Genomic DNA, 25,123 nt, shown 5'->3' with positions numbered 1-25,123 from the left:
AAAGATCAAGAGGGTCAAAATTATTCTATGAAAAATCCCTGAAACAGAGACCAGGACAGGCGATCTCCCCCCTTGATGTCAGCAAAATATGCTATAATAGAAGCTATGGATAAATATGAAAAAATAGCCCAAGAATTGGGTGTTAGCTTAAAACAAATCGATACCGTATTGAGTCTGACCGCAGAAGGCTCAACCATTCCCTTCATTGCCCGCTATCGAAAAGATATGACGGGAAATTTAGATGAAGTAGCGATCAAGGCCATTATTGACCGGGACAAATCCTTAACGGCTCTAGCTGAACGAAAGGAAACCGTCCTTGCTAAGATTGAGGAACAAGGCAAACTGACAGAGGCGCTCAAGCAGGCTATTGAGGCTGCTGAAAAATTAGCGGATGTCGAAGAGCTTTATCTCCCTTATAAGGAAAAACGGCGGACCAAGGCGACGATTGCCCGAGAAGCAGGACTTTTCCCCTTGGCACGTCTCATTTTGCAAAATAGTCCAGACTTGGAAGCAGAGGCTCGGAAATTTACCTGCGAGGCCTTCCCAACTGAAACCGCAGCATTAGCTGGTGCAGTGGATATTCTGGTAGAGGCTATTTCAGAGGATACCCAATTACGGGCCTTCACCTATCAAGAAATTCATGGGCATTCCCTCATGACGTCAACCTTGGAGGATGAAAGCTTAGATCCTAAGAGAACCTTTGAAATCTATTATGATTTTTCTGAGAAGATCAAGAATATGCAAGGCTACCGGACTCTAGCTCTCAATCGTGGGGAAAAATTGGGCGTTCTCAAAGTCGGATTCGAGCACCAACTGGATCGGATCATTCGTATTTTTGAGGCTCGTTTTAAAACGAAAAATGCCTATGTCGATGAGGTTATTCAACAAGCGGTTAAGAAAAAAATCGTTCCTGCGATTGAACGTCGGATTCGGACAGAGTTGACGGAGGTGGCAGAAGACGGAGCCATTCAATTGTTCTCTGAGAATCTACGGAATCTATTGCTCATTCCTCCATTAAAAGGGCGCGTGGTCCTTGGATTTGACCCAGCCTTTCGGACCGGTGCTAAACTAGCCGTTGTCGATGAGACAGGAAAGATGCTCGCTACCCAGGTCATCTATCCAGTTGCTCCTGCAAAACCAGCTCAGATCGAGCAGGCTAAAAAGGAACTGTCCTCCTTGATCAAGGAGTTCGGAGTAGAAATTATTGCGATTGGAAATGGAACCGCCAGCCGTGAAAGTGAGGCCTTTGTCGCAGAGGTTCTCCATGACCATCCAGGAGTTCGCTATGTTATTGTTAATGAAAGCGGAGCTTCTGTCTACTCAGCTAGTGAGTTGGCCCGTCATGAGTTCCCAGAGCTAACCGTTGAAAAACGCTCGGCTATCTCCATTGCCCGCCGCCTGCAAGATCCGCTAGCAGAATTGGTGAAAATCGATGCCAAATCCATCGGTGTCGGTCAATACCAGCACGATGTCAATCAGAAAAAACTGACAGAAAGCTTGGATTTCGTGGTAGATACTGTCGTAAACCAAGTTGGGGTCAATATCAATACGGCTAGTCCCTCTCTCTTAGCGCATGTAGCGGGACTCAATAAAACCATCTCTGAAAATATTGTGAAATACCGGGAAGAAGAAGGAATGATTCTTTCACGAGCGCAAATTAAAAAAGTCCCTCGTCTCGGAGCCAAGGCTTTCGAGCAAGCTGCTGGATTCTTACGCATCCCTGAAAGTAAAAACATCTTGGACAATACCGGCGTTCACCCTGAAAGTTACAAGGAAGTTGAAAAACTTTTTCAGCTTCTTGAAATTACCGAACTCGATGCATCAGCTCAGGAAAAATTAAAAGCTGTGAACATTGAGGAGATGTCTACTCAGCTGGATCTGGGACCAGAAACCCTGAAAGATATCATTGCCGATCTCCTAAAACCAGGTCGCGATTTGCGGGATTCCTTTGATGCACCTGTGCTCCGCCAGGATGTCTTGGATATTAAAGACCTGCATATTGGCCAAAAATTAGAAGGGGTTGTGCGCAATGTGGTTGACTTTGGAGCCTTTGTCGATATTGGCATTCACGAAGATGGCTTGATTCATATCTCCCATATGAGCAAGCAGTTTATTAAGCATCCAAGCCAGGTCGTCTCAGTAGGTGATTTGGTTACCGTCTGGGTGAAGAAGATTGATGTGGAACGCGAAAAAGTCAATCTCAGTTTGGTAGCTCCGAATGAATCTGACTGAGTATGTACGCCAAGTATCCCTAGAAGATTTTGGGAGAGAATTCCGTCATCGAGCAGAGTGGAATTCACGTCTTCAAACTACTGGAGGTCGTTTCTTTCCCAAGGATCGACACCTTGATTTCAACCCTAAAATATACCAAGTTTTCGGGTTAGAGGTCTTTCGCAAAATCGTCCGCCACGAGCTCTGCCATTACCATCTTTACGATCAAGGTAAAGGGTATCGCCACAAAGATCTAGACTTTAAGCAACTCCTCCAGCAAGTGGACGGTCTTCGTTTCACACCTCCTCTTCCAGATAGAGCTGGGCGAGTCAAGCGGATCTATCTCTATCAATGTCCCCATTGTGGCCAAGAGTATAGACGAAAGCGAAAAATCGATCTGAAGAAATATGCCTGCGGTCGCTGTCACAGCCGCCTGCAATTCCTTGAAATGAGACAAGGGTAAGAATCGGTCTTTAGGCGGATCTCTTTCCAATTCGACTCTGCTAAAATAGGTCTAACTAGAAAGAGGAAAATCAAATGACATCATCATTTTACAAATTAAAACGACATCGCCTGGTTTCAGGTGTGCTAGCTGGCTTAGCCGATAAATTTGGTCTTAGTGTAACTCTCCTACGCTTCTTGTTTATTCTTTTTACGGTTTCTCATGCCTTTATCGGTGTGATTATCTATTTACTGTTAGATACGACCTTACCTTATAAGGACGAGGAGGAGCAGGAAATGTTTGACGATGGCCCTCGACCTCGTCGAAGAAAAGAGGCTGAACCCATCCATGATCAGAATGATAGTCCATTTTTCTAAAAGGAGATCCGAGTGAAGCAGAAGTTCTATTCCCTTGCTTTTATTCTATATCTCTTCTTCAGTTTTATAGGACAGTTTTTCATTTTAAATCGTTTTTTTGGGGAAGGAGTTGGAACAGTTTTGATGGGAATGCTCCTTTTTCCACTGGGCATTTGGAATAGTCTCTTCTACCTCTTGTTTCTGCCAACAGAAATGGCTAGAAAGCCACAAATTTATCGGTTTTCGATTTTATTTCTGCCGGTTTTGTATCTGGTTTTCTCCTTGTTGGGGGGAGGTCCTTTCGCCTTTATGCACGGCTTGATCGCATTTCCTTCAAATGCGGTGGTCTATGCGGTCTCTATCGGAATCAAATCTATGATCAAAGATTTCTTGCAAGGCCAAGGCTAGAGCATTCTTCATATGTTCCCATCATTTCCTAGAGGTTGGAGACCTTTGTCTCGGCCTCTTTTTGCTTGCCTTAAAAAGGAGTTGAAAATGGATCTTTCAAATGACACTTCAGTCTCTCGTCTGAAGAGAAAATCTGCTATAATAGAGAGAGAATTTGAAAAGGGAGAATGATATGGCAGTTACTGTTCGCGATATACAGGAAAAGCTTCGTCTATCGGTTGTTTATGGGGATGATAGCCTCTTAAGCAAGGAAATTACGACTGCGGACATTTCACGTCCAGGTCTTGAAATGACGGGCTATTTCGACTATTACACACCTGAGCGGATTCAGCTTGTAGGAATGAAAGAATGGTCCTACCTGGTGAAGATGAGCTCTCACAACCGTCATCAGGTCTTGCGCAAGATGTTCCAGCCAGAGACACCTGTCATCATTGTCGCGCGGAATTTAGAAATTCCAGAAGAAATGTTGCGTGCTGCGGAAGAGAAGCAACTAGCCATTTTGAAGAGCAATGTTGCAACGAGTCGTTTATCTGGAGAGCTTTCTAGCTATTTGGATAGTCGGCTAGCAGAACGTACGAGTGTACACGGTGTCTTGATGGATATTTATGGGATGGGTGTCTTGATCCAAGGAGATAGCGGAATCGGAAAAAGCGAGACAGGTTTGGAACTTGTCAAGCGGGGTCACCGCCTTGTAGCAGATGACCGGGTCGATATCTATGCGAGAGATGAGATGACCCTTTGGGGAGAGCCAGCTGAAATCCTACGTCACTTACTAGAGATCCGTGGTGTCGGGATTATCGATGTCATGAGTCTCTACGGTGCGAGTGCTGTGAAGGATTCTTCACAAGTCCAAATCGCCGTTTACTTGGAAAATTATGCTAAGGATCAGGTTTATGATCGTCTTGGTAATAATGCAGAAGAGTTGGAAATCGGTGGCGTGACCATTCCTCGGATTCGCATCCCTGTGAAGACTGGTCGGAACATTTCGGTCGTGATCGAAGCTGCAGCGATGAATGTTCGGGCCAAAGAAATGGGCTATGATGCTACCAAAACTTTTGAAGAACGTTTGTCCCAGTTGATTAGTCAAAATGAGGTGAAGGAATGAATCCAGTAGCCCTTCAATTAGGTCCGATCAGTATTCGTTGGTACGCGATTTGTATTGTCTCTGGTTTGATTCTAGCCGTTTATCTTTCTATGAAAGAAGCGCCCCGTAAAAAAATTGATCCAGATGCCATCATTGATTTCATTTTGGTCGCCTTTCCGCTTGCGATTGTGGGGGCTAGACTCTATTACGTTATTTTCGAATGGGGTTACTATAGCCAGCACCCTGGTGAGATTTTCGCCATCTGGAACGGAGGAATCGCGATTTATGGTGGCCTCTTGACAGGTGCCCTTGTCCTCTATCTATTCTCTCGTAGACGCTTGATTGAGCCAATTGATTTCTTAGATATTGCGGCCCCAAGCGTCATGATTGCACAGAGTATTGGACGTTGGGGGAACTTCTTTAACCAGGAAGCTTATGGAGCTGCTGTTAAAAGTCTTAACTACCTGCCCTCTTTTATTCGAGACCAAATGTATATAGATGGTAGTTATCGTCAGCCAACCTTCTTATATGAATCCAGTTGGAATCTGCTAGGTTTTCTCTTGATCTTGATTCTTCGGAGGAAGCCCCAATTTTTGCGGCAAGGTGAGATCACAGCCTTTTACCTTATCTGGTATGGTTTTGGTCGGATGATCATCGAAGGAATGAGGACGGATAGCTTGATGTTTGCTGGCTTACGTGTTTCCCAGTGGTTGTCGATGATCCTGATTCTAGTTGGACTCGCCATTATCATCTACCAACGTCGCAAAAAAGCCCCTTATTATGTAGAAACAAAGGAGTAATATATGTTTATTGAAATTGCCTACGGCCTCTTAGGCCTTGCCTTAGTAGCGCTTGTCATTTATATGATTTTTTTCCTCTCAAAGATTGGAAAAGTTGTAGATGAAACTCAAAAAACCATCCAAGTTTTGACGTCAGATGTCAATGTCACCTTGCATCAGACCAATGATTTATTGGCAAAAGTCAATGTTTTAACGGACGATTTGAATCAAAAAGTTGCAACGATTGACCCACTCTTTACAGCCGTGGCGGATCTTTCAGAGTCTGTTTCAGATTTGAATGATCAAGCCCGTCAATTGAGTGTCAAAGCAGTGTCAGCTGGTGGAAAAACAGTGAAAGCCTCTATCGGATTAAAAGCGATTAAGATGGCTTCAAAATTATTTAAATAGAATCGAGGAAGAATATGGGACGTTTATCTAGTTTATTAATTGGTGTGATTTCAGGTGCTTCAGCAGCCTACTATTTATCAACAGAGCAAGGAAAGAAAGTCACTAAAAAAGTGGTGCGCTTCGTAAAAGACTATCAAGAAGATCCTCAAGAAGTACATGAATCGGTGAAACAAACTGCTAAGGATGTTTCAAAACAAGCAGCAGAAGTGATCCAACAAACCAAAGAAAAAGTTGGTTCTGGAGAAATTACGACAGGAACTGTTTTGGAATCTGTCAAAGAAAAGACGCAAGATGTGGTTGAAAAATCTCAAGAAGTCTATCACTCATTTAAGGATAAACTTCAAAAAGAAAATCTAAGTGGCAATGACTTGGTTCAATCCATTCGCAAACAAACAGAATCAGAAGACATCGTGCTAGACTTGGATGAAAAAGATCCTGAAGAAGCAGCTGAAGAAGAAACAAAAGAAGCATAAAAAAATGAGGTTCTCGGAGCCTCATTTTAGATTGAGGACAAAGTCATCTAAAAAACTTTCCTTAGGTGAGTGCGGACGTCAGCGAACTTCAAAGAAGTTCCATGACTTAGTTTTGAACCTAAAGTTTCAAAACTCCCGAGTGCCTGAAACAATTATGTTTCAGGCACTTTTCTCACGGCGGAAAATTTTAGTAGATGATTGAATAATTCAAACGAATAAATTTTTTTATTTTTGTAGAATTTTTCAGATTTGTAAAGAAGAACAGTTTGTCTACGCTCTCAAAATGAGGCTCTCGGAGCCTCATTTTTTGTGGAAGTGAAACGATCAGTTGGTAGTTAGAAGTTATTTTTGTAAAAAAATTCGAGAAAAATAAAAAAATCAGGCGAACCTGATTTTTATTTTTTTCGTTTATTGTAGTAAATTCGGAATCCTTGAATACTAGCAAAGCTAGAACCAATCGCTAAAGCAAACGCAAAGAAGGTATTCATTTTTGTTGCTAAAAAGATAAAACTAAATACAACCGTCAACACACAGAAAACAGCGATATTTAAAAAATATAGCAATTCACTTAATTGAGGTGCGGGTTCAACTTCAGGAGCATAGTCCTGAATAGGGGTTTCTTGGGTTTGTTTGGTTAATTCGATATAATCGAATTCTTCATCATAGTGTCTTAAATTTCTTACGGGCATTTTCTCTCTCCTAACAGTACTCTATTATTCTATCATGAATTCAGGTATATAAATGTTACAAAAATGTTACAAATTTTACAAAATGAATAAATTTTTCTAGAATATCGGAATTTTTGTTATAATGGTTCTATGAAAAATATTATTATTACAGCAACAGCAGAGAGTGTTGAGCAAGCGCAAGCCCTGATTGATGCAGGGGTTGACCGAATCTATGTCGGTGAAAAAGACTACGGATTACGATTGCCTCAAACTTTAAGCTATGACGAAATAAATCGAATTGCCCAACTGGTCCATGCTGCTGGCAAAGAATTGACAGTAGCTGTAAATGCACTCATGCACCAATCGATGATGGATTCAATCAAGCCTTTCCTAGATTTTCTAAAGGAAATTCAGGCTGATTATATTACTGTCGGAGATGCGGGCGTTTTTTATGTCTTGAAACGAGATGGCTATCCATTCAAAACGATTTACGATGCTTCTACCATGGTCACTTCGAGTCGCCAGATCAATTTCTGGGGAAAACAAGCAGGAGCTTCTGAAGCTGTTTTGGCTCGTGAAATTCCATCAGCCGAATTATTCGTAATGGCTGAGAATCTTCAGATTCCAGCGGAAGTCTTGGTCTATGGTGCTAGCATTATCCACCATTCGAAACGACCTCTTCTTCAGAATTATTACAACTTTATCAAGACAGAGGAGTCTGTGACCAAAGATCGCGATCTGTTCTTAGCAGAACCAGGAGATCCCAATTCTCACTATTCGGTCTACGAGGACAAGCATGGAACCCATATCTTCTCAAATAATGACTTGAATATGATGACCAAATTGTCTGAGTTGGTAGAACATGGCTTTGATCATTGGAAACTCGATGGTGTCTACTGTCCGGGTGAAAACTTTGTCAAGATTACAGAGTACTTTGTCAAGGCACGTGATTTGATTCAAAAAGGAACATTTACACAGGATCAGGCCTATCTGTTTGATGAAGAAATCCGCAAATTACATCCAGCTAATCGTGGTTTGGATACTGGTTTCTATGATTATGAACCAGATCGTGTAAAATAACAAATAATACTAGGGCTTCTTCGTTTGTGAGTTTTCCTTTTTCAGGGAACGAAGAGGCTATTCATCATATCGACAATCTTGTAAATTGGAGAAAACATGACAAATACAAAAAAACGTCCAGAGGTTTTGGTACCTGCTGGAACATTAGAAAAATTAAAAGTTGCCGTTAATTATGGGGCAGACGCTGTGTTCGTTGGTGGACAGGCCTATGGTTTGCGTAGCCGTGCCGGAAACTTCACCATGGATGAGCTTCGTGAAGGTATCGAATATGCTCATGCACGTGGCGTAGATGTACACGTGGCTTCGAACATGGTAACCCATGAGGGAAATGAACAAGGGGCTGGTGAGTGGTTCCGTGAATTACGAGATATGGGACTTGACGCCGTGATCGTCTCAGACCCGGCCTTGATTGAAATCTGTGCGACCTATGCACCTGGCCTCAATATCCACTTGTCTACACAAGCTTCTGCAACCAATGTGGAGACCTTCCATTTCTGGAAAGAATATGGCTTGACCCGTGTCGTCTTGGCCCGCGAGGTATCCATGGAAGAGTTGGCAGAGATCCGTAAGCGTACTGATCTTGAGATCGAAGCCTTCGTTCATGGAGCCATGTGTATTTCCTATTCCGGACGTTGTACCCTTTCTAACCACATGTCTGACCGGGATGCCAACCGTGGTGGTTGTTCTCAATCTTGTCGTTGGAAATACGATCTCTACGATATGCCATTTGGCCAAGAACGCAAGAGTATCAAAGGGCAAGTCCCAGAAGAATACTCTATGTCAGCCGTGGACATGTGTATGATCGAAAATATTCCAGACATGATTGATAATGGGGTTGATAGCTTGAAGATTGAAGGACGGATGAAATCTGTCCATTATGTATCAACTGTTGCCAACTGTTACAAGGCAGCTTGTGATGCCTATATGGAAAGTCCAGAAGCCTTTTATGCCATCAAGGATGATTTGATCAATGAATTGTGGAAGGTTGCTCAACGTGAATTGGCGACTGGATTCTACTACCAAACACCGACTGAAAATGAACAATTGTTTGGGGCACGTCGTAAGATTCCTCAATACAAATTTGTAGGAGAAGTGGTGGACTTTGATCCATCTACCATGACTGCGACGATTCGCCAACGGAATGTCATCAATGAAGGCGACCAAGTGGAATTCTACGGACCAGGCTTCCGTCATTTTGAATGCCAGATCCAAGACTTGCATGATAAGGATGGAGTGAAGATTGATCGCGCACCAAATCCGATGGAGCTTCTCACGATCACTGTCCCACAAGAAGTCAAGCCAGGAGATATGATTCGTTCTTGCCAGGAAGGTTTAATCAATCTCTACTCAAAAGATGGGGCAAGTAAAACTGTTCGAGTATAACAAAAAAAGAGAGGGTTAAACCTCTCCTTTTTGTTGGGCGATGCGAATATTATTGGGGACCAAACTGATTTTCTGGATCTCAGAAATCCGAATAATCGTGGACATACTCTTTTTAAAATTTTTCACGATTAGTTGTCGGCGTTCTTGGTCATACTTGACAATATCGCCTGTAAAACTTTTGTTTGAAAAAATAACATGTACCCCTTGTTTTTTTCGCAATGCTTGTTGAATGATGTCAATAATTCTCTCATCTTCTAATGGGGCAGGGGTACTGACTTTTCCATTGAAAAATTCATTTGCTCGGTCTTTAACGATCTCGAGAAATTTTTTCATAGCTAAATTCTCCATAACTTGATACAATATATTATAGATAATTTCAACGATTTTGTAAATGATTTACGAATATTAGAGATGAGAAGGCAAGAAAGGAGTCGTGAAATGGCAGAATTTTCATTCCAAATCGAAGAACATTTACTGGTCTTGTCAGAAAATGACAAGGGTTGGACCAAAGAATTGAACCGTGTGAGTTTTAATGGTGCTCCTGCTAAGTATGATATCCGGACCTGGAGTCCCGACCATACAAAGATGGGAAAAGGCATTACACTCACGAACGAAGAATTTCAAGTCATGCTCGATGCATTTAAAAATTAAGAAAAGAGATCCTTCAAGGACTTCTTTTTTGTTATAGTCTAAGGCTATATAGATGTCAAAGATATTGGATTATCCCAAACCCTTGTTTATCAAGTATTAGACTGCTATAATGGTTGCATTGATGAATTAATGTAAAACTTATAAGAAAGAGGGAATCATATTGACACATACACATGCACCTTATCGCGTAGACCATGTTGGTTCATTTCTTCGTCCAGCCGTTTTGGTTCAAGCTCGTAAAGATTTCGCAGCTGGAAAAATCAGTCAGGCTGACTTAACAAAAGTAGAAGATCAGGCGATTCGTGACCTCGTTGAAAAAGAAATTGCTGCTGGTCTGAAGTCAGTAACTGATGGAGAATTCCGCCGAGCTTATTGGCATTTGGATTTCTTCTGGGGCTTTGGTGGCATTGATCACGTCCAAGCTGCTCAAGGCTATCAATTCCATGATGAAATAACCAAGGCGGACTCAGCACTTGTCGTTGGAAAAATCACAGGAGCCAATCATCCATTTGTAGAGCATTATAAGTTCTTGCGGGATCTTGTGGCAGATGTAGATGGTGTAGAGGCTAAATATACCATTCCAGCACCTGCGCAATTCTATTTTGAATTGATCCGTGATGCTGAACATGTAGAACAATTGAATACCATCTATCCTGATTTTGCGGCTGTTCGTGAAGACATCAAGCAAGCCTATCTTCAAGTGATTCAAGATTTGTATGATGCAGGACTTCGGACACTTCAGGTAGATGATTGCACGTGGGGTGTCTTGGTAGACGATAATTTCTTGACGGCTTGGGGTGTAGCTCAAGGCAAGTCAAAAGATGAGGTTCGCCGGGAACTCGCTGATCTCTTCTTGACCTTTAACAACGATGTCTACCAAAATGTTCCAGCTGGTTTGACCGTCAATACACACGTTTGTCGTGGGAACTTCCATTCCACCTGGGCTTCATCAGGTGGCTATGCGCCGATTGCCAAAGAACTCCTTGGAGAAGAAGCCGTTAATGCTTACTTCCTAGAGTTTGATACTGATCGGGCTGGTGGTTTTGAACCACTTGCAGAAGTAACCCCTGGTAAAGGAGTGGTGTTAGGCCTCTTGACATCTAAGAGTGGTCAATTGGAGAACAAGGACGAAGTGATTGCTCGTATTAAAGAAGCGAGTCAGTATGTACCGTTGGAAAATCTTTACCTGTCTACTCAGTGTGGCTTTGCTTCGACAGAAGAAGGAAACATTTTGACAGAAGAAGACCAATGGAAAAAAATCGGTTTGATTAAGGAAATTGTCGCTGAAGTTTGGGGCGAATAAGGAGGAAGAAACATGTCAGATTTACTAAGTATTTATAAAGAATTGCAAGCTAAAAAATGGGTGGACTTGAGTCACCAAATCAATGCGGAAAGTCCACACTTCCCAGCCCTTCCTGCTTTGCAACAAGAAGACCTTTTCACATTAAAAGATGGCTTCCATGTTCAAAAATTTACAGTGGTTGGTCAATATGGAACGCATATTGATGCACCGATTCACTTTGTAGAAGGTGGTCGTTGGTTGGATGAGATTGACCTCAAAGATCTCCTCTTGCCACTTTTTGTTATCGACAAGTCTAAAGAAGTTGCAGCCAATCCAAACTTTATCTTGAGCAAACAAGATATCTTAGACTTTGAGGCAGAGCATGGACAAATTGCTGAGGGTGCTTTTGTTGCCTTCCGCAGTGATTGGTCAAAACGTTGGCCAGATCAAGATGCTATGCGTAACCTAGATGAAAATGGTGTTCAACAAAGTCCAGGATGGAGCCGTGAAGCCTTGGAATTCTTGATTCATGAACGCCATGTCAAGGCTGTGGGTCATGAAACCTTTGATACCGATGCAGGTATTCCAGCAGCAGAGCATGGCTTGGTCAATGAATACTACCTCTTGGAACAAAATATCTACCAAGTTGAAGTCTTGAACCAATTGGACCAAGTTCCAGCTGTAGGTGCCTTGATTTCGATTGCTTTCCCTCACTGGGACAAGGCAACTGGTTCACCTGTCCGTGCCATTGCCATCTTACCATAAACAAAGAAAAAGCTTGAAGTTTCAGTACTTCAAGCTTATTTTTTATCTCATTGTCACAAATTCTTCGGATCCGGTTGGGTGAATGGCGACGGTTGCGTCGAAATCGGCTTTTGTCGCTCCCATCTTGATAGCAACTGCAAATCCTTGGATCATTTCATCGACTCCGTAGCCAAGACCATGAAGGCCAACGACCCTTTCTTCGGAACCAGCAGTGATGAGTTTGAATTTTGCTTGCTGGCGGTGTTGGGTTACAGCAGTGTACATGGAAGCAAATTGAGAAGTATAGACTTTGATATTCTCTTTTCCATAAGTTTGCTGGGCTTCTTCCTCCGTTAGGCCAACGGTTCCGATAGCAGGGTGAGAAAAGACAACAGTCGGGATGTTTGTATAATCCATTTTGGCATTGACTTTTCCATTGAATAGTCGTTCAGAAAGAGTGCGTCCAGCTTTAATAGCGACAGGGGTTAATTCTTTTTCTCCTGTGACATCCCCAAGAGCATAGATTCCTGGAATAACTGTATTCTGGTATTCATCCACTGCGATGAATCCTTTTTCATTTAAGGTGACGCCGGCAGCTTCTAAATTGAGATCCTGGACATTTGGTTTTCGTCCTGTTGCCCAGATAACATGATCTGCCACGTGGCTGGTCATATCCTCAAAATAAATCTTCACACGACCGTCTGCTAATTTTTCAAGCTTCATGGGAACCTTATGTTTGTGAAGCGGAAGGTTTTGTTTTTCCATTTCTTCCATTAAGCCATCGACAATGTAGGAATCAAACTTTCTTAAGGGACGATCACCGCGAACGAAGAGATCGGTCTGAACACCAAGGGCATGGAGCATACCGGCTAGTTCCACCGCGATATAGCCAGCCCCAATAATGGCAACAGATGTAGGGAGTTCTTCCCAAGCAAAGACATCATCAGAAGTTTCGCCAAATTCAGCTCCAGGAACAGAAGGGATGAAAGGATGGGCACCGGTCGCAATTACGATATGCTTGGCCTTAATGGTTTCTCCATTGACCTCAACCGTATGAGCATCCACAAAACGGGCACGTCCTTCAATTCGTTCAACCCCATTGCGTTTGAAACTGCCATCATAGGAATTACGGGAACGGTCAATATAGGCTTCGCGATTTTTTCTTAAGGTTGCAAAATCAAATTTTGTCTGTTCAGAAGTAAATCCATAGTCTGGTCCATAATCGCGAATAGCTTCTGCAATTTGTGCACCATACCACATAATTTTTTTAGGGACACATCCTCTGTTGACACAGGTGCCCCCCAATTGTATTTCTTCAATGACGGCAGCGCGAGCTCCGTGCTCCCCAGCCCGGTTCATCGTAGCGATTCCTCCACTACCTCCACCGATTGAAATAATATCAAATTCTTTCATGTTTTCCTCCTAAATGGGATTTCAGTTTGATTGTAATATCAACTGTTACAAAAGTCAAGGGTTTAGCATGTTACCAAGCATTTAAATTTCATTTTGCCGTGTCAATTTTAGATAGAAAAGTAAGGAAATATGGTATACTATGGTATAGAATAAAACGCTTTCTTTGATGGAGAAAAACGATGAAGAAATTGAAAAAATGGCAACTATTTACAGCTGCAGGTGCAGCAATTGTGGTGATTGGAACAGGAAGTGTGATGATGTTTTCGCACCCAAGTACTCCTGATCAGGCAATCACGAAAGAAACTCCAATGGTGCAAACGGTCAAGGATGGATCGATCGCTTCTTCAGTCTTGTTAACTGGGAAAGTCACTGCCAACCAGGAACAGTATGTCTATTTTGATGGAACCAAAGGGGATTTGCAGTCGATTTTGGTCAATGTAGGAGATCAAGTGACGGCCGGTCAGCCAATTGTTCAGTATAGCAGTACAGAGGCCCAAACCGCTTATGATGCAGCCGTTCGTGCTGTCAATAAGGCAGATCGTCAGTTAAATGACTTACTGACAAATGGTGTGACCATTGATACAACAGGCGATGAAGAAGCAGATGCCAAATCAGCTTCGCAGACCCAGCGAACAGTCGATTCTCAAGCTAGCGATTTACGAGATGCTAAGTCGGATGCGGTCGATAATATGAACAAGGCTAAGGCTCTTCTGGATGCGACAACAGTTAGGAGTAATACAGATGGTACCGTGGTCGAAGTCAATAAAGATGTTTCAAAATCGACTACAGGGACCAACCAAACTCTGGTTCACATTGTGAGCAACGGGAATTTACAAGTCAAAGGGGAGTTGTCTGAATACAATTTGGCCAATATCTCTGAAGGTCAGGAAGTGGTCCTCACTTCCAAGGTTTATCCGGATAAAACCTGGACAGGAAAGATTTCTTATGTAGCCAACTATCCGACCGACGCGGGTCAAGCAGGTGCCAATGCGGCAGGTGGGACACAAGGAAGCGGTGGAGCCAAGTACCCATTCACAGTGGATATTACCAGTGAGATTGGGGAACTCAAACAAGGCTTTTCTGTCAATATTGAAGTCAAAAGTTCTACTCAACATCCCCTTGTTCCCGTGACAAGTGTCATGGCTGATGGGGATACGAGTTATGTATGGACGGTCGAAAATGGCAAGGCTAAGAAAGTAAAAGTGACGCTTGGTAACGCCGATGCTGAAAACCAGGAAATCTTGTCAGGCTTGAAGAAAGATGCTCAAGTTATTGTGAATCCTAATGAGAAACTGGAAGATGGAAAAGAGATCGGAAAATATGACAAAATTGATTGAACTAAAAGGAATCAATAAAACCTATAAAAATGGGGATCAGGAACTTCGTGTCTTAAAAGACATCGATTTAGAAGTCGAAGAGGGAGAATTTGTGGCCATTATGGGTCCATCTGGCTCAGGGAAATCGACCTTAATGAACGTCATTGGCTTGTTGGACCGCCCGACCAGCGGAGAGTATTTCCTAGAAGGTCAGGAGGTTGGAAATCTCAGTGAGAAAAAATTAGCACGTGTTCGAAATGAACAGATCGGTTTTGTCTTTCAACAATTCTTTCTTCTCTCTAAGCTCAATGCCTTTCAAAATGTAGAACTGCCTCTCATTTATGCGGGAGTTCATCCTGCTAAACGGAAGGAATTAGCTGAGCAGTACCTTGAAAAGGTAGAGCTCCATTCTCGCATGCACCATTTGCCTTCAGAGCTCTCAGGGGGTCAAAAACAACGGGTTGCGATTGCTCGAGCCCTTGTCAATCAGCCAGCCATCGTCTTAGCAGATGAGCCGACTGGAGCTCTAGATACCAAGACAGGGGAGCAAATAATGGACTTGTTAACCAAGCTAAACCAAGAAGGAAAAACCATTATCATGGTTACACACGAGCCAGAAATTGCAGCCTTTGCGCATCGTCGCATCGTTATTCGTGACGGAGTGATCTCCTCAGATAGCAAGCTGGAAAGGGGGACCTAATGCAAAATTGGAAATTTGCGATCAGCTCAATTATGAGCCATAAATTACGGTCTTTCTTGACCATGGTGGGGATCATTATTGGGGTTGCTTCTGTCGTTGTCATCATGGCTCTGGGAGATGGTATGAAAGCTGGTGTCACCAAGACCTTCACCAAGGACCAAGAGTATGTACAAATCTCTTATTCTCCCAACAAGAGTGGCTATGTGACTGGGATCAATATTGGCCCTTCTGAAGATACAGGAGAAGGCGGAGGCGAAAGTGGCCCTGCAGCTGAAGACCGAGGGATGGCTGCTCCGTCGGATATCGATGGGGAAAACGCTGAAGATGTTGATGGTCAAGTCCAAGAAGCACCACCAGTTGTGCAAGAATCTTGGGTTAAGGAATTAACCAAGATTCAAGGCATCGATGGTTACTATGTTAGCAATACCTCCAATGCAACCATTGCTTTTCAAAAGAAAAAAGCAGACGGAGTGAACATCCAAGGGGTAAATGAGACCTATTTTTCTGTCAAAAAGGTTGAGCTCTTATCTGGACGAAAATTAACCCCTTCAGACTATAGTAATTTCTCCCGGGTAGTGCTTCTGGATGAAGGCTTAGCCCAACAATTATTTGGAACGGAGAATCCACTGAATCAGGTAGTCTCTGTTGGGGACAACAATTATCGTGTCGTTGGTATTTTCAAGGATCCAAATGCAGGAACAGCTCTTTACGGAGCTTCCTCAGGTGGCAGTGCCTTGATGGCTAATACACAACTCGCCTCTGAATTCGGAACGGATGAAATTCAAAATATTGTCGTCCATGTGCCGGATGTGAAGCAGATTAAAACCGTTGGGATCGAGGCTGCTCAAAAGCTAACAGAACTTTCAGGTGTTCGCCAAGGAGAATTCCAAATCTTTAATTTGGATAGCATCCTAGAGGAAACCAACAAAGTAGTAGGAATTATGACATCAGTAATCGGAGCTATTGCTGGGATTTCTCTCTTAGTTGGTGGGATCGGAGTCATGAATATCATGTTGGTTTCTGTAACAGAGCGGACGAGAGAGATCGGTCTTCGCAAAGCATTGGGAGCAACCCGAGGTAAGATTCTGGTTCAATTTTTGATTGAGTCGATGGTCTTGACTATCATTGGTGGGCTGATTGGACTTGGCCTTGCTTATGGTGTGAATAGCTTGATTACTACACTCGCAGCAGCCTCCCTAGAAGGACCACCGATTATTTCCTTAAATGTCGCTATCGGCAGTATTATTTTCTCTGCTTTTGTTGGCATTATCTTTGGAATTTTACCAGCAAATAAGGCTTCTAAGTTAAATCCGATCGAAGCACTGCGTTATGAATAAAAAATAGGAGCGGGTCAGGATGAATGGTTCAGGATTCACCACGCTCCTTTTTTGTACTTTTGTCGAACCCTTTTCAATCATCTCATCTTATACAGGTCAAGCTATTTAGGTAGTCAACGACGGTCTTCAGTTGTTTTTGAGTATTCATTCAAGAAGCTGCATTTTTTCTTCCATCTTATTTTTGTTTAATTGGTAAATATTAGTGAATTTCTGGTCTAAATATGATAGAATAGGGGAGAATAACTTAGGAGGTTCCAAATGACTACTGAACATATGGAAGAATTAAATGACCAGCAGATTGTCCGTCGTGAGAAAATGGCGGCCCTTCGTGAACAAGGAATCGATCCATTTGGGAAGCGATTCGAACGCACTGCAAATTCAGGTCAATTAAAAGAAAAATATTCAGAATTAGATAAAGAACAACTCCACGACTTGAACGAAACAGCTATTATTGCTGGTCGTCTCGTAACCAAACGTGGAAAAGGAAAGGTTGGCTTTGCTCATCTTCAAGACCGTGAAGGTCAAATTCAGATCTACGTTCGTAAGGATGCTGTTGGAGAAGAAAACTACGAAATCTTCAAAAAAGCAGACCTTGGTGATTTCCTTGGAGTTGAAGGGGAAATCATGCGCACAGACATGGGTGAACTTTCGATTAAAGCAACTCATATCACTCACTTGTCAAAAGCCCTTCGTCCTTTGCCTGAAAAATTCCACGGACTTTCAGACGTTGAAACCATCTATCGTAAACGTTATTTGGATTTGATTTCAAACCGTGAAAGCTTTGAACGCTTTGTAACTCGTTCAAAAATCATCTCTGAAATCCGTCGTTATTTAGATGGTCAAGGATTCCTTGAAGTGGAAACACCAGTGCTTCACAATGAAGCTGGGGGTGCAGCTGCCAAACCATTTATCACTCACCACAATGCGCAAAACATTGACATGGTGCTTCGTATCGCGACTGAGCTTCACTTGAAACGTTTGATTGTTGGTGGGATGGAACGCGTTTACGAAATCGGACGCATCTTCCGTAACGAAGGAATGGATGCTACTCACAACCCTGAATTCACCTCAATCGAAGTCTACCAAGCTTACGCTGATTTCCACGATATCATGGACTTAACAGAAGGTATCATCCAACATGCTGCGAAAGCTGTCCATGGTGATGGTCCAATCGACTACCAAGGAACAGAAATCAAAATCAACGAACCATTCAAACGGGTTCACATGGTTGATGCGATCAAAGAAATCACAGGCGTTGACTTCTGGCAAGACATGACCTTTGAAGAAGCTGTAGCACTTGCAAACGAAAAACACGTACCGGTTGAAAAACACTACACAGAAGTGGGACAAATTATCAATGCCTTCTTTGAAGAATTCGTTGAAGAAACCTTGACGCAACCAACTTTTGTTTACGGTCACCCAGTAGCAGTATCTCCATTGGCTAAGAAAAATCCAGAAGATCCACGCTTCACTGACCGTTTCGAACTCTTCATCATGACCAAAGAGTATGCGAATGCCTTCACGGAATTGAATGATCCGATCGATCAATTACAACGGTTCGAAGCGCAAGCGCGTGCCAAAGAATTGGGAGATGACGAAGCTACAGGCATCGACTATGACTATGTTGAAGCCCTTGAATATGGTATGCCACCAACAGGTGGACTTGGAATTGGTATTGACCGTCTCGTTATGTTGTTGACAAATGTAACAACGATTCGCGACGTCCTTCTCTTCCCAACTATGAAATAAGCCAAAAGAAAACACTGATCGCAAGATCAGTGTTTTTTAGTCTTCCATATAAGAGGTGTCGTTCCAAGTGTCTAAGTGATAGTGCTCAAAATCATCTGTTGTCAGAATCGTCACGCTGGCATTATCTAGTCCGCCATTTTTGCGGAGTTCTCCTGTTTCATAACCGAGCAAGGTTCGAATAGAAGCTGTCAAATTAGCCCCATGTCCAACGATGAGAACAGTATCGAGCTCTTTTCCTTTCAGGCTTTTTACAAAATCACAGGTACGTTTGGTCGTTTCATAGACAGATTCTGCATCAAAGATTTCATTTTGAAAGCGGGCTAGGTTATGGCGAAAGGCATCCATTTGTTGGGGATAGATAGCTGAAATAGTAGAAATTTTAGCACCTTCCAGTTTTCCCAAATTCCACTCACGAAGAGCAGGCGTTGCTTGCAATTCTAGAGGTGTCTCCAATTGATCGAGGATGATCTGTGCGGTATGGACTGTTCGTGGCAGATCACTTGCAAAGGCTGCATCAAAAGGAACAGTAGCTAGGTGCTTTCCTAATTTTTCAAGCTGATGAATAGAGGCTGGTAACAGCGGAGAATCGCCATTTGATCCCTGAAAACGTCCCTCTTCATTCCATTCTGTCCGTCCGTGTCGAATAAAATATAGTTTCACAATCTTGTCTCCTTCTTTGTCGTTATTCCAAAATATCTGCAAAAGTTGCTTTTACGAAATCTGCTAGAAGTTGTGGTTTGATTTGAATACTATGGCCGATTTCCCCAGCAGATACGATCATGGTCTCTAACTGAAGGGCTGATTCATCGATAAAGATTGGGAAAGGATGCTTTTGACGAATGCCCACGGGATTATTGGCACCATGAATATAACCTGTTGTTTTTTCGAGATCCTTTTGAGGAATCATAGCCACTTTCTTATTTCCCGATAATTTGGCCAATTTTTTCTCTGAAAGATGCTCCGTAATAGGAATGATCCCAATCACGGGCCCCGTTTTATCTCCTTTGAGAGCTAGGGTTTTGAAAATAGTAGAGCGATCAATCCCTTCTGGTAAGATCCCTTCTAAAGCGTTGATTTGTAGGCCTACGTGCTCAATTTTTGCTTTTGTCAAGATCTGCTCGACCAAGGTTTTTTTTACTTTATTTTTTTTTGCCATGGCTTTCTCCTTTTCTCTTTTTCTCTACAAAATCAGATTTCATTAGACCATTATAACATATAATAGCGGCAATATTGCCTTCTCCTGAAAAATAGAAAACAGCAGAAAAAGTGAAGATCACTTGATCTGCTGTTTTAAGGCTATGAGGAAGAGTTATCTTTTTGTACCTTGAAAAGTTTCCGATAAATCGCTTCTTGGTCTTGCGTCGGAGCAATTTGGTTGAGATCCAAGTAGTGTGAGAATCCATTTAATTGCCCTTGAGAGGTATATTGATGCAAGTCGTATTCCGTGTTGGTATCTGGTGCAGCATTATAGTAGCCATCATCAAATCCATAAGTAGGAATCCAAAGAGCCGTAAATTTATCAGTGGAGATACTGTGTTCTTCCATGAAGTAAGTTCCGATATAGAGTCCAATATTTTTTGCACCCAAAGCTTGTAGTTTTGCTCGGAAAGCTTCAACGCCTGCATTCATATCCTTCATGGTTTTTTCCTCAACGTCTAACCAATAGTAGGTCGGTTTGTAAGGAGAAGCAGCCTTGTAAAATTCTTCTGCTTCTTTTTCCATTTCTTTTTTATCCTTAGCAGCGACATAAGCATAGACTGCGACAGGGATATTTCGTTTTTGGAATTCTTGGATATGGGTTTTAAAAGATTTATCCAGACCATTTAAGTAGGTTGCTGCATTTTCCTTTTTCGCTTGAGCCCCACTATGGACACGAACGATTACACCTCCCACATTTTGGGAGAGGACATCGTAATCAATTTCACTAGGCAATTGCCAGCCTGAAATATCAATGATCGGGCGGCCAACCAGTTCTGGATTGATGTCTTCTTCTTTTTTAGAAGAAGAGCTTGCAGTAGTTGTTTTTCGAGGTGTATTGGAGTTCGGAATGGTTTTGGTTGTTTCTTGTCGCTCTCTGGCTTGTAGATCGGCAATCGTTCGTGAAAGAACGAGAAAAGAAATGATACCGATAAAAAAGACCAAGAGAACAACGGGTTTTATCCTTTTTCTCATACAGAAACATTTTACCGTAAAAAAAACGAAAAGGCAAAACTTAATGCTTAAAAGATGCTGATTTCAGCCATTATTTTCAAAAAAAAGGAATCTTTTCATCGAAAAAGGATAAAAATATATGAAAATAAGAAGAATGATTAGAATATTTCTTGAAAATTGGGAAGAAGCCGAATCTTTTCTGGACTTTTCTTGGTTTTGCTTCTTAAAAATGATATAATGAAGGTTGAACATTAGGAATATGGTGAATTATGAAAATTGAAAAAAGACATCTTTTAAATTATTCCATCCTCATTCCCTATTTGATTTTATCCATCATTGGCTTGATTGTTGTCTATTCGACAACAAGTGCCTTGGCAATTCAAAGTGGAGTGAGTTCGATTCGGATGGTACGGACACAGGGGCTCTTTTTCATCCTAAGTCTTCTAACCATCGCCTTGATTTATAAATTTAGCCTAAACTTCCTTCGAAATAAAAAGGTGCTGGCTTTTGTCATTTTTATTGAAGTGATTTTGTTGATTCTGTCTAGGTTTATCACAGATACGGTCAATGGAGCTCACGGTTGGTTGACCATTCCTGGAGGGTTTAGTATCCAGCCAGCTGAATACCTTAAGGTGATCTTAGTCTGGTATCTGGCCTTGATCTTTTCGAAACGACAAGATGAAATCCGTGATTATGATTATCAAGCCTTGACCCATAATGAATGGATTCCAAGGAATTTAAACGATTGGCGTTGGCTGACCTTGATTCTGATTGGAATCGTTGTGATTATGCCGGACTTGGGAAATGCGACGATCTTGGCCTTAACGGTCTTGATCATGATTACGGCTAGTGGAGTGGGCTATCGTTGGTTTACCTCTTTACTTGGTTTAGTTGTAGGAGCATCCACCATTGTCCTTGGTTCAATTTGGATTATCGGTGTGGACCGTGTCGCTAAAATTCCTGTCTTTGGTTATGTAGCCAAACGTTTTAGTGCCTTCTTTAACCCCTTTAATGACTTGTCTGGCGCAGGTCACCAATTAGCTAATTCTTACTATGCAATGAGTAACGGTGGTTGGTTTGGCTTGGGGCTAGGAAATTCCATTGAAAAACAAGGTTACTTACCAGAAGCGCACACAGACTTTGTGTTTGCCATCGTGATTGAAGAATTAGGTTTTGTTGGAGCTAGCTTGATCCTTGCTCTCCTATTTTTCTTAATTCTTCGGATCATTTTAGTCGGTATTCGAGCAAAGAATCCTTTTAATTCGATGATGGCCATTGGGATCGGTGGGATGATCTTAGTGCAAACCTTCATTAACATCGGAGGAATTTCTGGTTTGATTCCGTCTACAGGAGTGACCTTCCCCTTCTTATCCCAAGGGGGAAATAGCTTATGGGTCTTATCCGTAGCGATTGCTTTCGTTTTGAATATCGATGCTAGTGAAAAACGGGCTAAGATGGAACAAGAAGGCATGGTTTTTGAAGAAAAAGGTAAAATCAAACCTTATTATTAAAAGGGAATTGTTGAATGGCTATTCAAAAAGGAGAAAAAATGGTCTTACAAAAATTAGAGAACTTCACAAATAAAGATATTATCAAAGAAGAAGCCGAAATCTTAACCAATTTATTAGATGATATTACGAAAAATTTGGTTCGTCCGGAAACCTTTGATAAAATTACGCAGTTGAAGGATCTATCAAAAACACAGAACTATCGTGAGTTGAATCAAATAGTGGAACAATTGACAAATGAAGAAATGACAGTGATTTCACGTTATTTTGCCATTTTACCACTCTTGATTAACATCTCAGAAGATGTCGATTTGGCCTATGAAATCAATCATTTGAATAACGTGGATGGTGAATACCTCGGAAAACTTTCTTCAACCATTAAAGAAGTTGCAAAAAATGAAGATGCACAAGAAATTCTTGAAAATCTCAATATTGTACCTGTTTTAACAGCCCATCCAACTCAAGTGCAACGAAAAACCATGCTGGATCTAACCAATCATATTCATGCTCTTCTTCGTCAGCACCGGGATGTTAAAGCTGGTTTAATGAATGAGAATAAGTGGTATAACAACCTTCGTTGTAATATCGAAATCATGATGCAAACGGATATGATTCGTGACAAAAAATTGAAGGTTACTAATGAAATCACCAACGTCATGGAATATTACAATAGCTCCTTCTTGCAAGCTGTTCCAAACCTGATGTTGGAATACAAACGCTTGGCAAAAGAGCATGGATTAGAGCTTGAACAACCACGTCCGATCACAATGGGTATGTGGATCGGGGGAGACCGGGACGGGAATCCATTTGTAACAGCTGAGACCTTGAAGCGTTCAGCAACTATTCAAAGTGAAGTCATTTTGAACTATTACATCGAAAAGATTTCAAAATTATACCGTCATTTCTCCCTTTCAACGAGTCTTTCTAAAACAAGTGAAGCAGTAGCTGAAATGGCCGCCCTATCCAGTGATACATCCGTCTTTCGTGAAAAAGAACCTTACCGTCGGGCTTTCCACTATATCCAGTCAAAATTGATCCAAACCTTGGTCAATTTAAAAGAATGGACGATGGTTGGGGAAACTAGAGAAGATCGTTATGCTGTCGAGAGGTTATTAGGAGCAAATGCTCATCAACAAGGGCCAGTTTCTGATTATATCGGCAATCGTATCTCTGGGGCTCTAAAGAAAATTTCTGAGAAAGAAGCTCCAGCTTATGCATCAGCTCAAGAATTTAAAGAAGACCTTGAAAAGATAAAAGATTCCTTGTTAGAAAACAAATCAGAGTATTTGATTTCTGGTGAATTTGCAGAACTTCTAGAAGCCATCGATGTTTTTGGATTCTATCTGGCCTCTATTGATATGCGCCAGGATTCGAGTGTGCATGAAGCCTGTGTGGCAGAATTGCTGAAATCAGCTGGAATTAATGACCATTATTCTGATTTATCAGAGGATGAAAAGTGTCAAGTTCTCTTGAAAGAACTTTTAGAAGATCCACGTATTTTATCAGCAACTCATGCTGAAAAATCTGAACTGCTTGAAAAAGAATTAGCGATTTTCCAAACGGCCCGTGAATTGAAGGATCGTTTAGGAGAAGAAGTCATTCGTCAAAACATCATTTCTCATGCAACCAGTGTGTCAGATATGTTGGAATTGGCTGTGATGTTGAAAGAAGTGGGCTTAGTCGATACGGAAAAAGCTCGTGTGCAAATCGTGCCTTTGTTTGAAACCATCGAAGATTTGGATCACTCAGAAGAAACCATGAGAAGTTACTTGTCTCTTCCGATTGCCAAACGTTGGATTGCTTCTAAGAACAACTACCAAGAGATTATGTTAGGTTATTCTGATTCCAACAAAGATGGTGGATACTTGTCTTCTTGCTGGACCCTCTTTAAAGCCCAACAACAATTGACCGCTATCGGAGATGAGTTTGGAGTGAAGATTACCTTCTTCCATGGTCGTGGTGGTACTGTTGGTCGTGGTGGAGGTCCTACTTATGAAGCCATCACGTCTCAACCATTGAAATCCATTAATGACCGTATCCGCTTAACTGAGCAAGGGGAAGTAATCGGCAATAAATATGGAAATAAAGATGCTGCTTACTACAACCTTGAGATGCTCGTCTCTGCAACCATTAACCGAATGATTGCCGAACAAAAGAGTCCATTCTCTATGTTTGATCGTTTCGGGGAAGTCATGGATAAAGTCGTGAATCGCAGTTACGATATCTATCGTGATTTGGTCTTTGGAAATGAGCACTTCTATGACTACTTCTTTGAATCAAGTCCGATCAAAGCAATTTCAAGCTTTAATATTGGTTCACGTCCTGCTGCTCGTAAGACCATTACAGAAATCGGTGGTTTGCGTGCTATCCCATGGGTCTTCTCATGGTCACAAAGTCGGGTGATGTTCCCTGGTTGGTACGGAGTAGGTTCTAGCTTTAAGGAATTTATCGATGAGGATCCTGAGAATATCGAAACCCTTCGATACATGTATAAAAACTGGCCTTTCTTCCAATCTCTCTTGTCAAATGTGGACATGGTCTTATCCAAAGCCAACATGGACATTGCCTTTGAGTACGCCCAATTGTGTGAAGAAGAAGAAGTTCGTAATATCTATCAGATCATCTTACATGAATGGCAATTGACCAAGGACATCATCTTGATGATTGAAGAGCAAGACGAGTTGCTCGCTGAAAACCCTTATCTGAAAGAAAGTTTAGATTATCGGATGCCGTACTTTAACGTTTTGAACTATATTCAGTTAGAATTGATTCGACGTCAACGGACCGGAGAATTATCAGCCGATCAAGACAAGCTAATCCATATCACCATCAACGGTGTGGCGACAGGATTACGTAATTCAGGTTAAAAAAATCGGAACGACTGTTCCGATTTTTTTATTCCCTGAACCCAAAGAAGCAAAAGGTACAGAAAGGCTTAAATAGCAGATTTTAAATGAGAATTTTCAAAGCTAGATCAGGA

General features: G+C 41.9%; 25 protein-coding genes. 19 read left to right on the top strand and 6 right to left on the bottom strand.

From position 1 onward, the window contains the following. Window positions 1-75: 75 nt before the first annotated feature. From H7T97_RS02595 to H7T97_RS02560, 8 genes are all read left to right on the top strand, one after another. Window positions 76-2,232: a Tex family protein gene (locus H7T97_RS02595; protein ID WP_375786433.1), complete on the top strand. Its 2,157-nt coding sequence runs from the start codon at window positions 76-78 to the stop codon at window positions 2,230-2,232. Further along, window positions 2,219-2,674: a SprT family protein gene (locus tag H7T97_RS02590; protein WP_201089260.1), complete on the top strand. Its 456-nt coding sequence runs from the start codon at window positions 2,219-2,221 to the stop codon at window positions 2,672-2,674. Before H7T97_RS02595 ends, H7T97_RS02590 begins: the two co-directional genes overlap by 14 nt. Before the next feature lie 74 nt (window positions 2,675-2,748). Beyond that, window positions 2,749-3,030 carry a PspC domain-containing protein gene (locus H7T97_RS02585; protein ID WP_195412408.1) on the top strand — a complete coding sequence of 94 codons (282 nt, stop codon included), beginning with the start codon at window positions 2,749-2,751 and terminating at the stop codon, window positions 3,028-3,030. A gap of 123 nt (window positions 3,031-3,153) precedes the next feature. Beyond that, on the top strand, window positions 3,154-3,417 hold the full coding sequence (locus tag H7T97_RS02580) for a hypothetical protein (RefSeq protein WP_260314051.1): 264 nt from the start codon (window positions 3,154-3,156) through the stop codon (window positions 3,415-3,417). 172 nt (window positions 3,418-3,589) lie between these two features. Next, window positions 3,590-4,522, top strand: coding sequence for an HPr(Ser) kinase/phosphatase (gene hprK / locus H7T97_RS02575; RefSeq protein WP_003008114.1), 933 nt, complete (start codon window positions 3,590-3,592; stop codon window positions 4,520-4,522). After that, window positions 4,519-5,301: a prolipoprotein diacylglyceryl transferase gene (lgt, locus tag H7T97_RS02570; protein WP_201089256.1), complete on the top strand. Its 783-nt coding sequence runs from the start codon at window positions 4,519-4,521 to the stop codon at window positions 5,299-5,301. The genes hprK and lgt overlap by 4 nt, the downstream gene beginning before the upstream one ends. Window positions 5,302-5,304: 3 nt before the next feature. Further along, complete coding sequence (locus tag H7T97_RS02565) at window positions 5,305-5,688, top strand: DUF948 domain-containing protein (protein WP_013903891.1); 384 nt, start codon at window positions 5,305-5,307, stop codon at window positions 5,686-5,688. Window positions 5,689-5,702: 14 nt separating this feature from the next. Next, complete coding sequence (locus H7T97_RS02560; protein ID WP_155199971.1) at window positions 5,703-6,161, top strand: YtxH domain-containing protein; 459 nt, start codon at window positions 5,703-5,705, stop codon at window positions 6,159-6,161. Between the two features lie 395 nt (window positions 6,162-6,556). Here the strand turns inward: H7T97_RS02560 and H7T97_RS02555 are convergent, their stop codons facing one another. After that, window positions 6,557-6,850: a DUF3270 family protein gene (locus H7T97_RS02555; protein ID WP_118095407.1), complete on the bottom strand. Its 294-nt coding sequence runs from the start codon at window positions 6,848-6,850 to the stop codon at window positions 6,557-6,559. Window positions 6,851-6,979: 129 nt separating this feature from the next. Between H7T97_RS02555 and H7T97_RS02550 the strand changes: the two genes are divergently transcribed. After that, entirely contained in the window at window positions 6,980-7,909 is a 930-nt protein-coding gene (locus H7T97_RS02550) for a peptidase U32 family protein (protein ID WP_045759685.1), read from the top strand. Window positions 7,910-8,005: 96 nt separating this feature from the next. After that, window positions 8,006-9,292: a peptidase U32 family protein gene (locus H7T97_RS02545; protein ID WP_003002878.1), complete on the top strand. Its 1,287-nt coding sequence runs from the start codon at window positions 8,006-8,008 to the stop codon at window positions 9,290-9,292. A 15-nt stretch (window positions 9,293-9,307) separates the two neighbouring features. Here the strand turns inward: H7T97_RS02545 and H7T97_RS02540 are convergent, their stop codons facing one another. Further along, window positions 9,308-9,640, bottom strand: coding sequence for a hypothetical protein (locus H7T97_RS02540; protein ID WP_003008097.1), 333 nt, complete (start codon window positions 9,638-9,640; stop codon window positions 9,308-9,310). Window positions 9,641-9,730: 90 nt separating this feature from the next. Between H7T97_RS02540 and H7T97_RS02535 the strand changes: the two genes are divergently transcribed. From H7T97_RS02535 to H7T97_RS02525, 3 genes are all read left to right on the top strand, one after another. Then, complete coding sequence (locus tag H7T97_RS02535; protein ID WP_003002541.1) at window positions 9,731-9,943, top strand: YdbC family protein; 213 nt, start codon at window positions 9,731-9,733, stop codon at window positions 9,941-9,943. A 160-nt stretch (window positions 9,944-10,103) separates the two neighbouring features. After that, on the top strand, window positions 10,104-11,246 hold the full coding sequence (locus tag H7T97_RS02530) for a 5-methyltetrahydropteroyltriglutamate--homocysteine S-methyltransferase (RefSeq protein ID WP_201089254.1): 1,143 nt from the start codon (window positions 10,104-10,106) through the stop codon (window positions 11,244-11,246). Window positions 11,247-11,258: 12 nt separating this feature from the next. Continuing rightward, entirely contained in the window at window positions 11,259-11,990 is a 732-nt protein-coding gene (locus tag H7T97_RS02525; protein WP_201089252.1) for a cyclase family protein, read from the top strand. A gap of 42 nt (window positions 11,991-12,032) precedes the next feature. Here the strand turns inward: H7T97_RS02525 and gorA are convergent, their stop codons facing one another. Further along, window positions 12,033-13,382 carry a glutathione-disulfide reductase gene (gene gorA, locus H7T97_RS02520; protein ID WP_201089250.1) on the bottom strand — a complete coding sequence of 450 codons (1,350 nt, stop codon included), beginning with the start codon at window positions 13,380-13,382 and terminating at the stop codon, window positions 12,033-12,035. A 179-nt stretch (window positions 13,383-13,561) separates the two neighbouring features. Between gorA and H7T97_RS02515 the strand changes: the two genes are divergently transcribed. From H7T97_RS02515 to lysS, 4 genes are all read left to right on the top strand, one after another. Further along, entirely contained in the window at window positions 13,562-14,719 is a 1,158-nt protein-coding gene (locus H7T97_RS02515) for an efflux RND transporter periplasmic adaptor subunit (protein ID WP_155198819.1), read from the top strand. After that, window positions 14,703-15,398: an ABC transporter ATP-binding protein gene (locus H7T97_RS02510; RefSeq protein ID WP_003002759.1), complete on the top strand. Its 696-nt coding sequence runs from the start codon at window positions 14,703-14,705 to the stop codon at window positions 15,396-15,398. Before H7T97_RS02515 ends, H7T97_RS02510 begins: the two co-directional genes overlap by 17 nt. Next, on the top strand, window positions 15,398-16,735 hold the full coding sequence (locus H7T97_RS02505) for an ABC transporter permease (RefSeq protein ID WP_201089248.1): 1,338 nt from the start codon (window positions 15,398-15,400) through the stop codon (window positions 16,733-16,735). The genes H7T97_RS02510 and H7T97_RS02505 overlap by 1 nt, the downstream gene beginning before the upstream one ends. A gap of 258 nt (window positions 16,736-16,993) precedes the next feature. Continuing rightward, a complete protein-coding gene (lysS, locus tag H7T97_RS02500) occupies window positions 16,994-18,484 on the top strand; it encodes a lysine--tRNA ligase (RefSeq protein ID WP_003016025.1) in 1,491 nt (496 codons plus the stop codon). A 36-nt stretch (window positions 18,485-18,520) separates the two neighbouring features. Here the strand turns inward: lysS and H7T97_RS02495 are convergent, their stop codons facing one another. From H7T97_RS02495 to H7T97_RS02485, 3 genes are all read right to left on the bottom strand, one after another. After that, entirely contained in the window at window positions 18,521-19,144 is a 624-nt protein-coding gene (locus H7T97_RS02495) for a histidine phosphatase family protein (protein WP_201089246.1), read from the bottom strand. Between the two features lie 22 nt (window positions 19,145-19,166). Beyond that, window positions 19,167-19,640, bottom strand: coding sequence for an aminoacyl-tRNA deacylase (locus H7T97_RS02490; protein WP_070588813.1), 474 nt, complete (start codon window positions 19,638-19,640; stop codon window positions 19,167-19,169). Window positions 19,641-19,780: 140 nt separating this feature from the next. Continuing rightward, the gene (locus H7T97_RS02485; RefSeq protein WP_049497418.1) at window positions 19,781-20,656 is read right to left on the bottom strand and encodes a GH25 family lysozyme; all 876 of its coding nucleotides are present in this window, start codon (window positions 20,654-20,656) and stop codon (window positions 19,781-19,783) included. Window positions 20,657-20,904: 248 nt separating this feature from the next. Between H7T97_RS02485 and ftsW the strand changes: the two genes are divergently transcribed. Together ftsW and ppc are read left to right on the top strand one after the other, a co-directional pair. Next, window positions 20,905-22,146 (top strand): cell division peptidoglycan polymerase FtsW, encoded by a 1,242-nt coding sequence (gene ftsW / locus H7T97_RS02480; RefSeq protein WP_021153577.1) that lies wholly within the window; start codon window positions 20,905-20,907, stop codon window positions 22,144-22,146. A gap of 38 nt (window positions 22,147-22,184) precedes the next feature. Continuing rightward, window positions 22,185-25,010, top strand: a complete 2,826-nt coding sequence (gene ppc, locus H7T97_RS02475) for a phosphoenolpyruvate carboxylase (RefSeq protein WP_195487671.1) — start codon at window positions 22,185-22,187, stop codon at window positions 25,008-25,010. Window positions 25,011-25,123 lie beyond the last annotated feature (113 nt).

This window comes from Streptococcus parasanguinis, assembly GCF_016648925.1.
Taxonomy (GTDB): Bacteria; Bacillota; Bacilli; order Lactobacillales; family Streptococcaceae; genus Streptococcus.
This window is presented reverse-complemented; position numbering and strand designations above follow the sequence as displayed.

Excerpts from the sequence above, each read along its gene's own strand:
- H7T97_RS02595 (WP_375786433.1), top strand. The coding sequence starts at position 76 with ATGTCAGCAAAATATGCTATAATAGAAGCTATGGATAAATATGAAAAA.
- H7T97_RS02590 (WP_201089260.1), top strand. The coding sequence starts at position 2,219 with ATGAATCTGACTGAGTATGTACGCCAAGTATCCCTAGAAGATTTTGGG.
- H7T97_RS02585 (WP_195412408.1), top strand. The coding sequence starts at position 2,749 with ATGACATCATCATTTTACAAATTAAAACGACATCGCCTGGTTTCAGGT.
- H7T97_RS02580 (WP_260314051.1), top strand. The coding sequence starts at position 3,154 with ATGGGAATGCTCCTTTTTCCACTGGGCATTTGGAATAGTCTCTTCTAC.
- hprK (WP_003008114.1), top strand. The coding sequence starts at position 3,590 with ATGGCAGTTACTGTTCGCGATATACAGGAAAAGCTTCGTCTATCGGTT.
- lgt (WP_201089256.1), top strand. The coding sequence starts at position 4,519 with ATGAATCCAGTAGCCCTTCAATTAGGTCCGATCAGTATTCGTTGGTAC.
- H7T97_RS02565 (WP_013903891.1), top strand. The coding sequence starts at position 5,305 with ATGTTTATTGAAATTGCCTACGGCCTCTTAGGCCTTGCCTTAGTAGCG.
- H7T97_RS02560 (WP_155199971.1), top strand. The coding sequence starts at position 5,703 with ATGGGACGTTTATCTAGTTTATTAATTGGTGTGATTTCAGGTGCTTCA.
- H7T97_RS02555 (WP_118095407.1), bottom strand. The coding sequence starts at position 6,850 with ATGCCCGTAAGAAATTTAAGACACTATGATGAAGAATTCGATTATATC.
- H7T97_RS02550 (WP_045759685.1), top strand. The coding sequence starts at position 6,980 with ATGAAAAATATTATTATTACAGCAACAGCAGAGAGTGTTGAGCAAGCG.
- H7T97_RS02545 (WP_003002878.1), top strand. The coding sequence starts at position 8,006 with ATGACAAATACAAAAAAACGTCCAGAGGTTTTGGTACCTGCTGGAACA.
- H7T97_RS02540 (WP_003008097.1), bottom strand. The coding sequence starts at position 9,640 with ATGGAGAATTTAGCTATGAAAAAATTTCTCGAGATCGTTAAAGACCGA.
- H7T97_RS02535 (WP_003002541.1), top strand. The coding sequence starts at position 9,731 with ATGGCAGAATTTTCATTCCAAATCGAAGAACATTTACTGGTCTTGTCA.
- H7T97_RS02525 (WP_201089252.1), top strand. The coding sequence starts at position 11,259 with ATGTCAGATTTACTAAGTATTTATAAAGAATTGCAAGCTAAAAAATGG.
- gorA (WP_201089250.1), bottom strand. The coding sequence starts at position 13,382 with ATGAAAGAATTTGATATTATTTCAATCGGTGGAGGTAGTGGAGGAATC.
- H7T97_RS02515 (WP_155198819.1), top strand. The coding sequence starts at position 13,562 with ATGAAGAAATTGAAAAAATGGCAACTATTTACAGCTGCAGGTGCAGCA.
- H7T97_RS02510 (WP_003002759.1), top strand. The coding sequence starts at position 14,703 with ATGACAAAATTGATTGAACTAAAAGGAATCAATAAAACCTATAAAAAT.
- H7T97_RS02505 (WP_201089248.1), top strand. The coding sequence starts at position 15,398 with ATGCAAAATTGGAAATTTGCGATCAGCTCAATTATGAGCCATAAATTA.
- lysS (WP_003016025.1), top strand. The coding sequence starts at position 16,994 with ATGACTACTGAACATATGGAAGAATTAAATGACCAGCAGATTGTCCGT.
- H7T97_RS02490 (WP_070588813.1), bottom strand. The coding sequence starts at position 19,640 with ATGGCAAAAAAAAATAAAGTAAAAAAAACCTTGGTCGAGCAGATCTTG.
- H7T97_RS02485 (WP_049497418.1), bottom strand. The coding sequence starts at position 20,656 with ATGAGAAAAAGGATAAAACCCGTTGTTCTCTTGGTCTTTTTTATCGGT.
- ftsW (WP_021153577.1), top strand. The coding sequence starts at position 20,905 with ATGAAAATTGAAAAAAGACATCTTTTAAATTATTCCATCCTCATTCCC.
- ppc (WP_195487671.1), top strand. The coding sequence starts at position 22,185 with ATGGTCTTACAAAAATTAGAGAACTTCACAAATAAAGATATTATCAAA.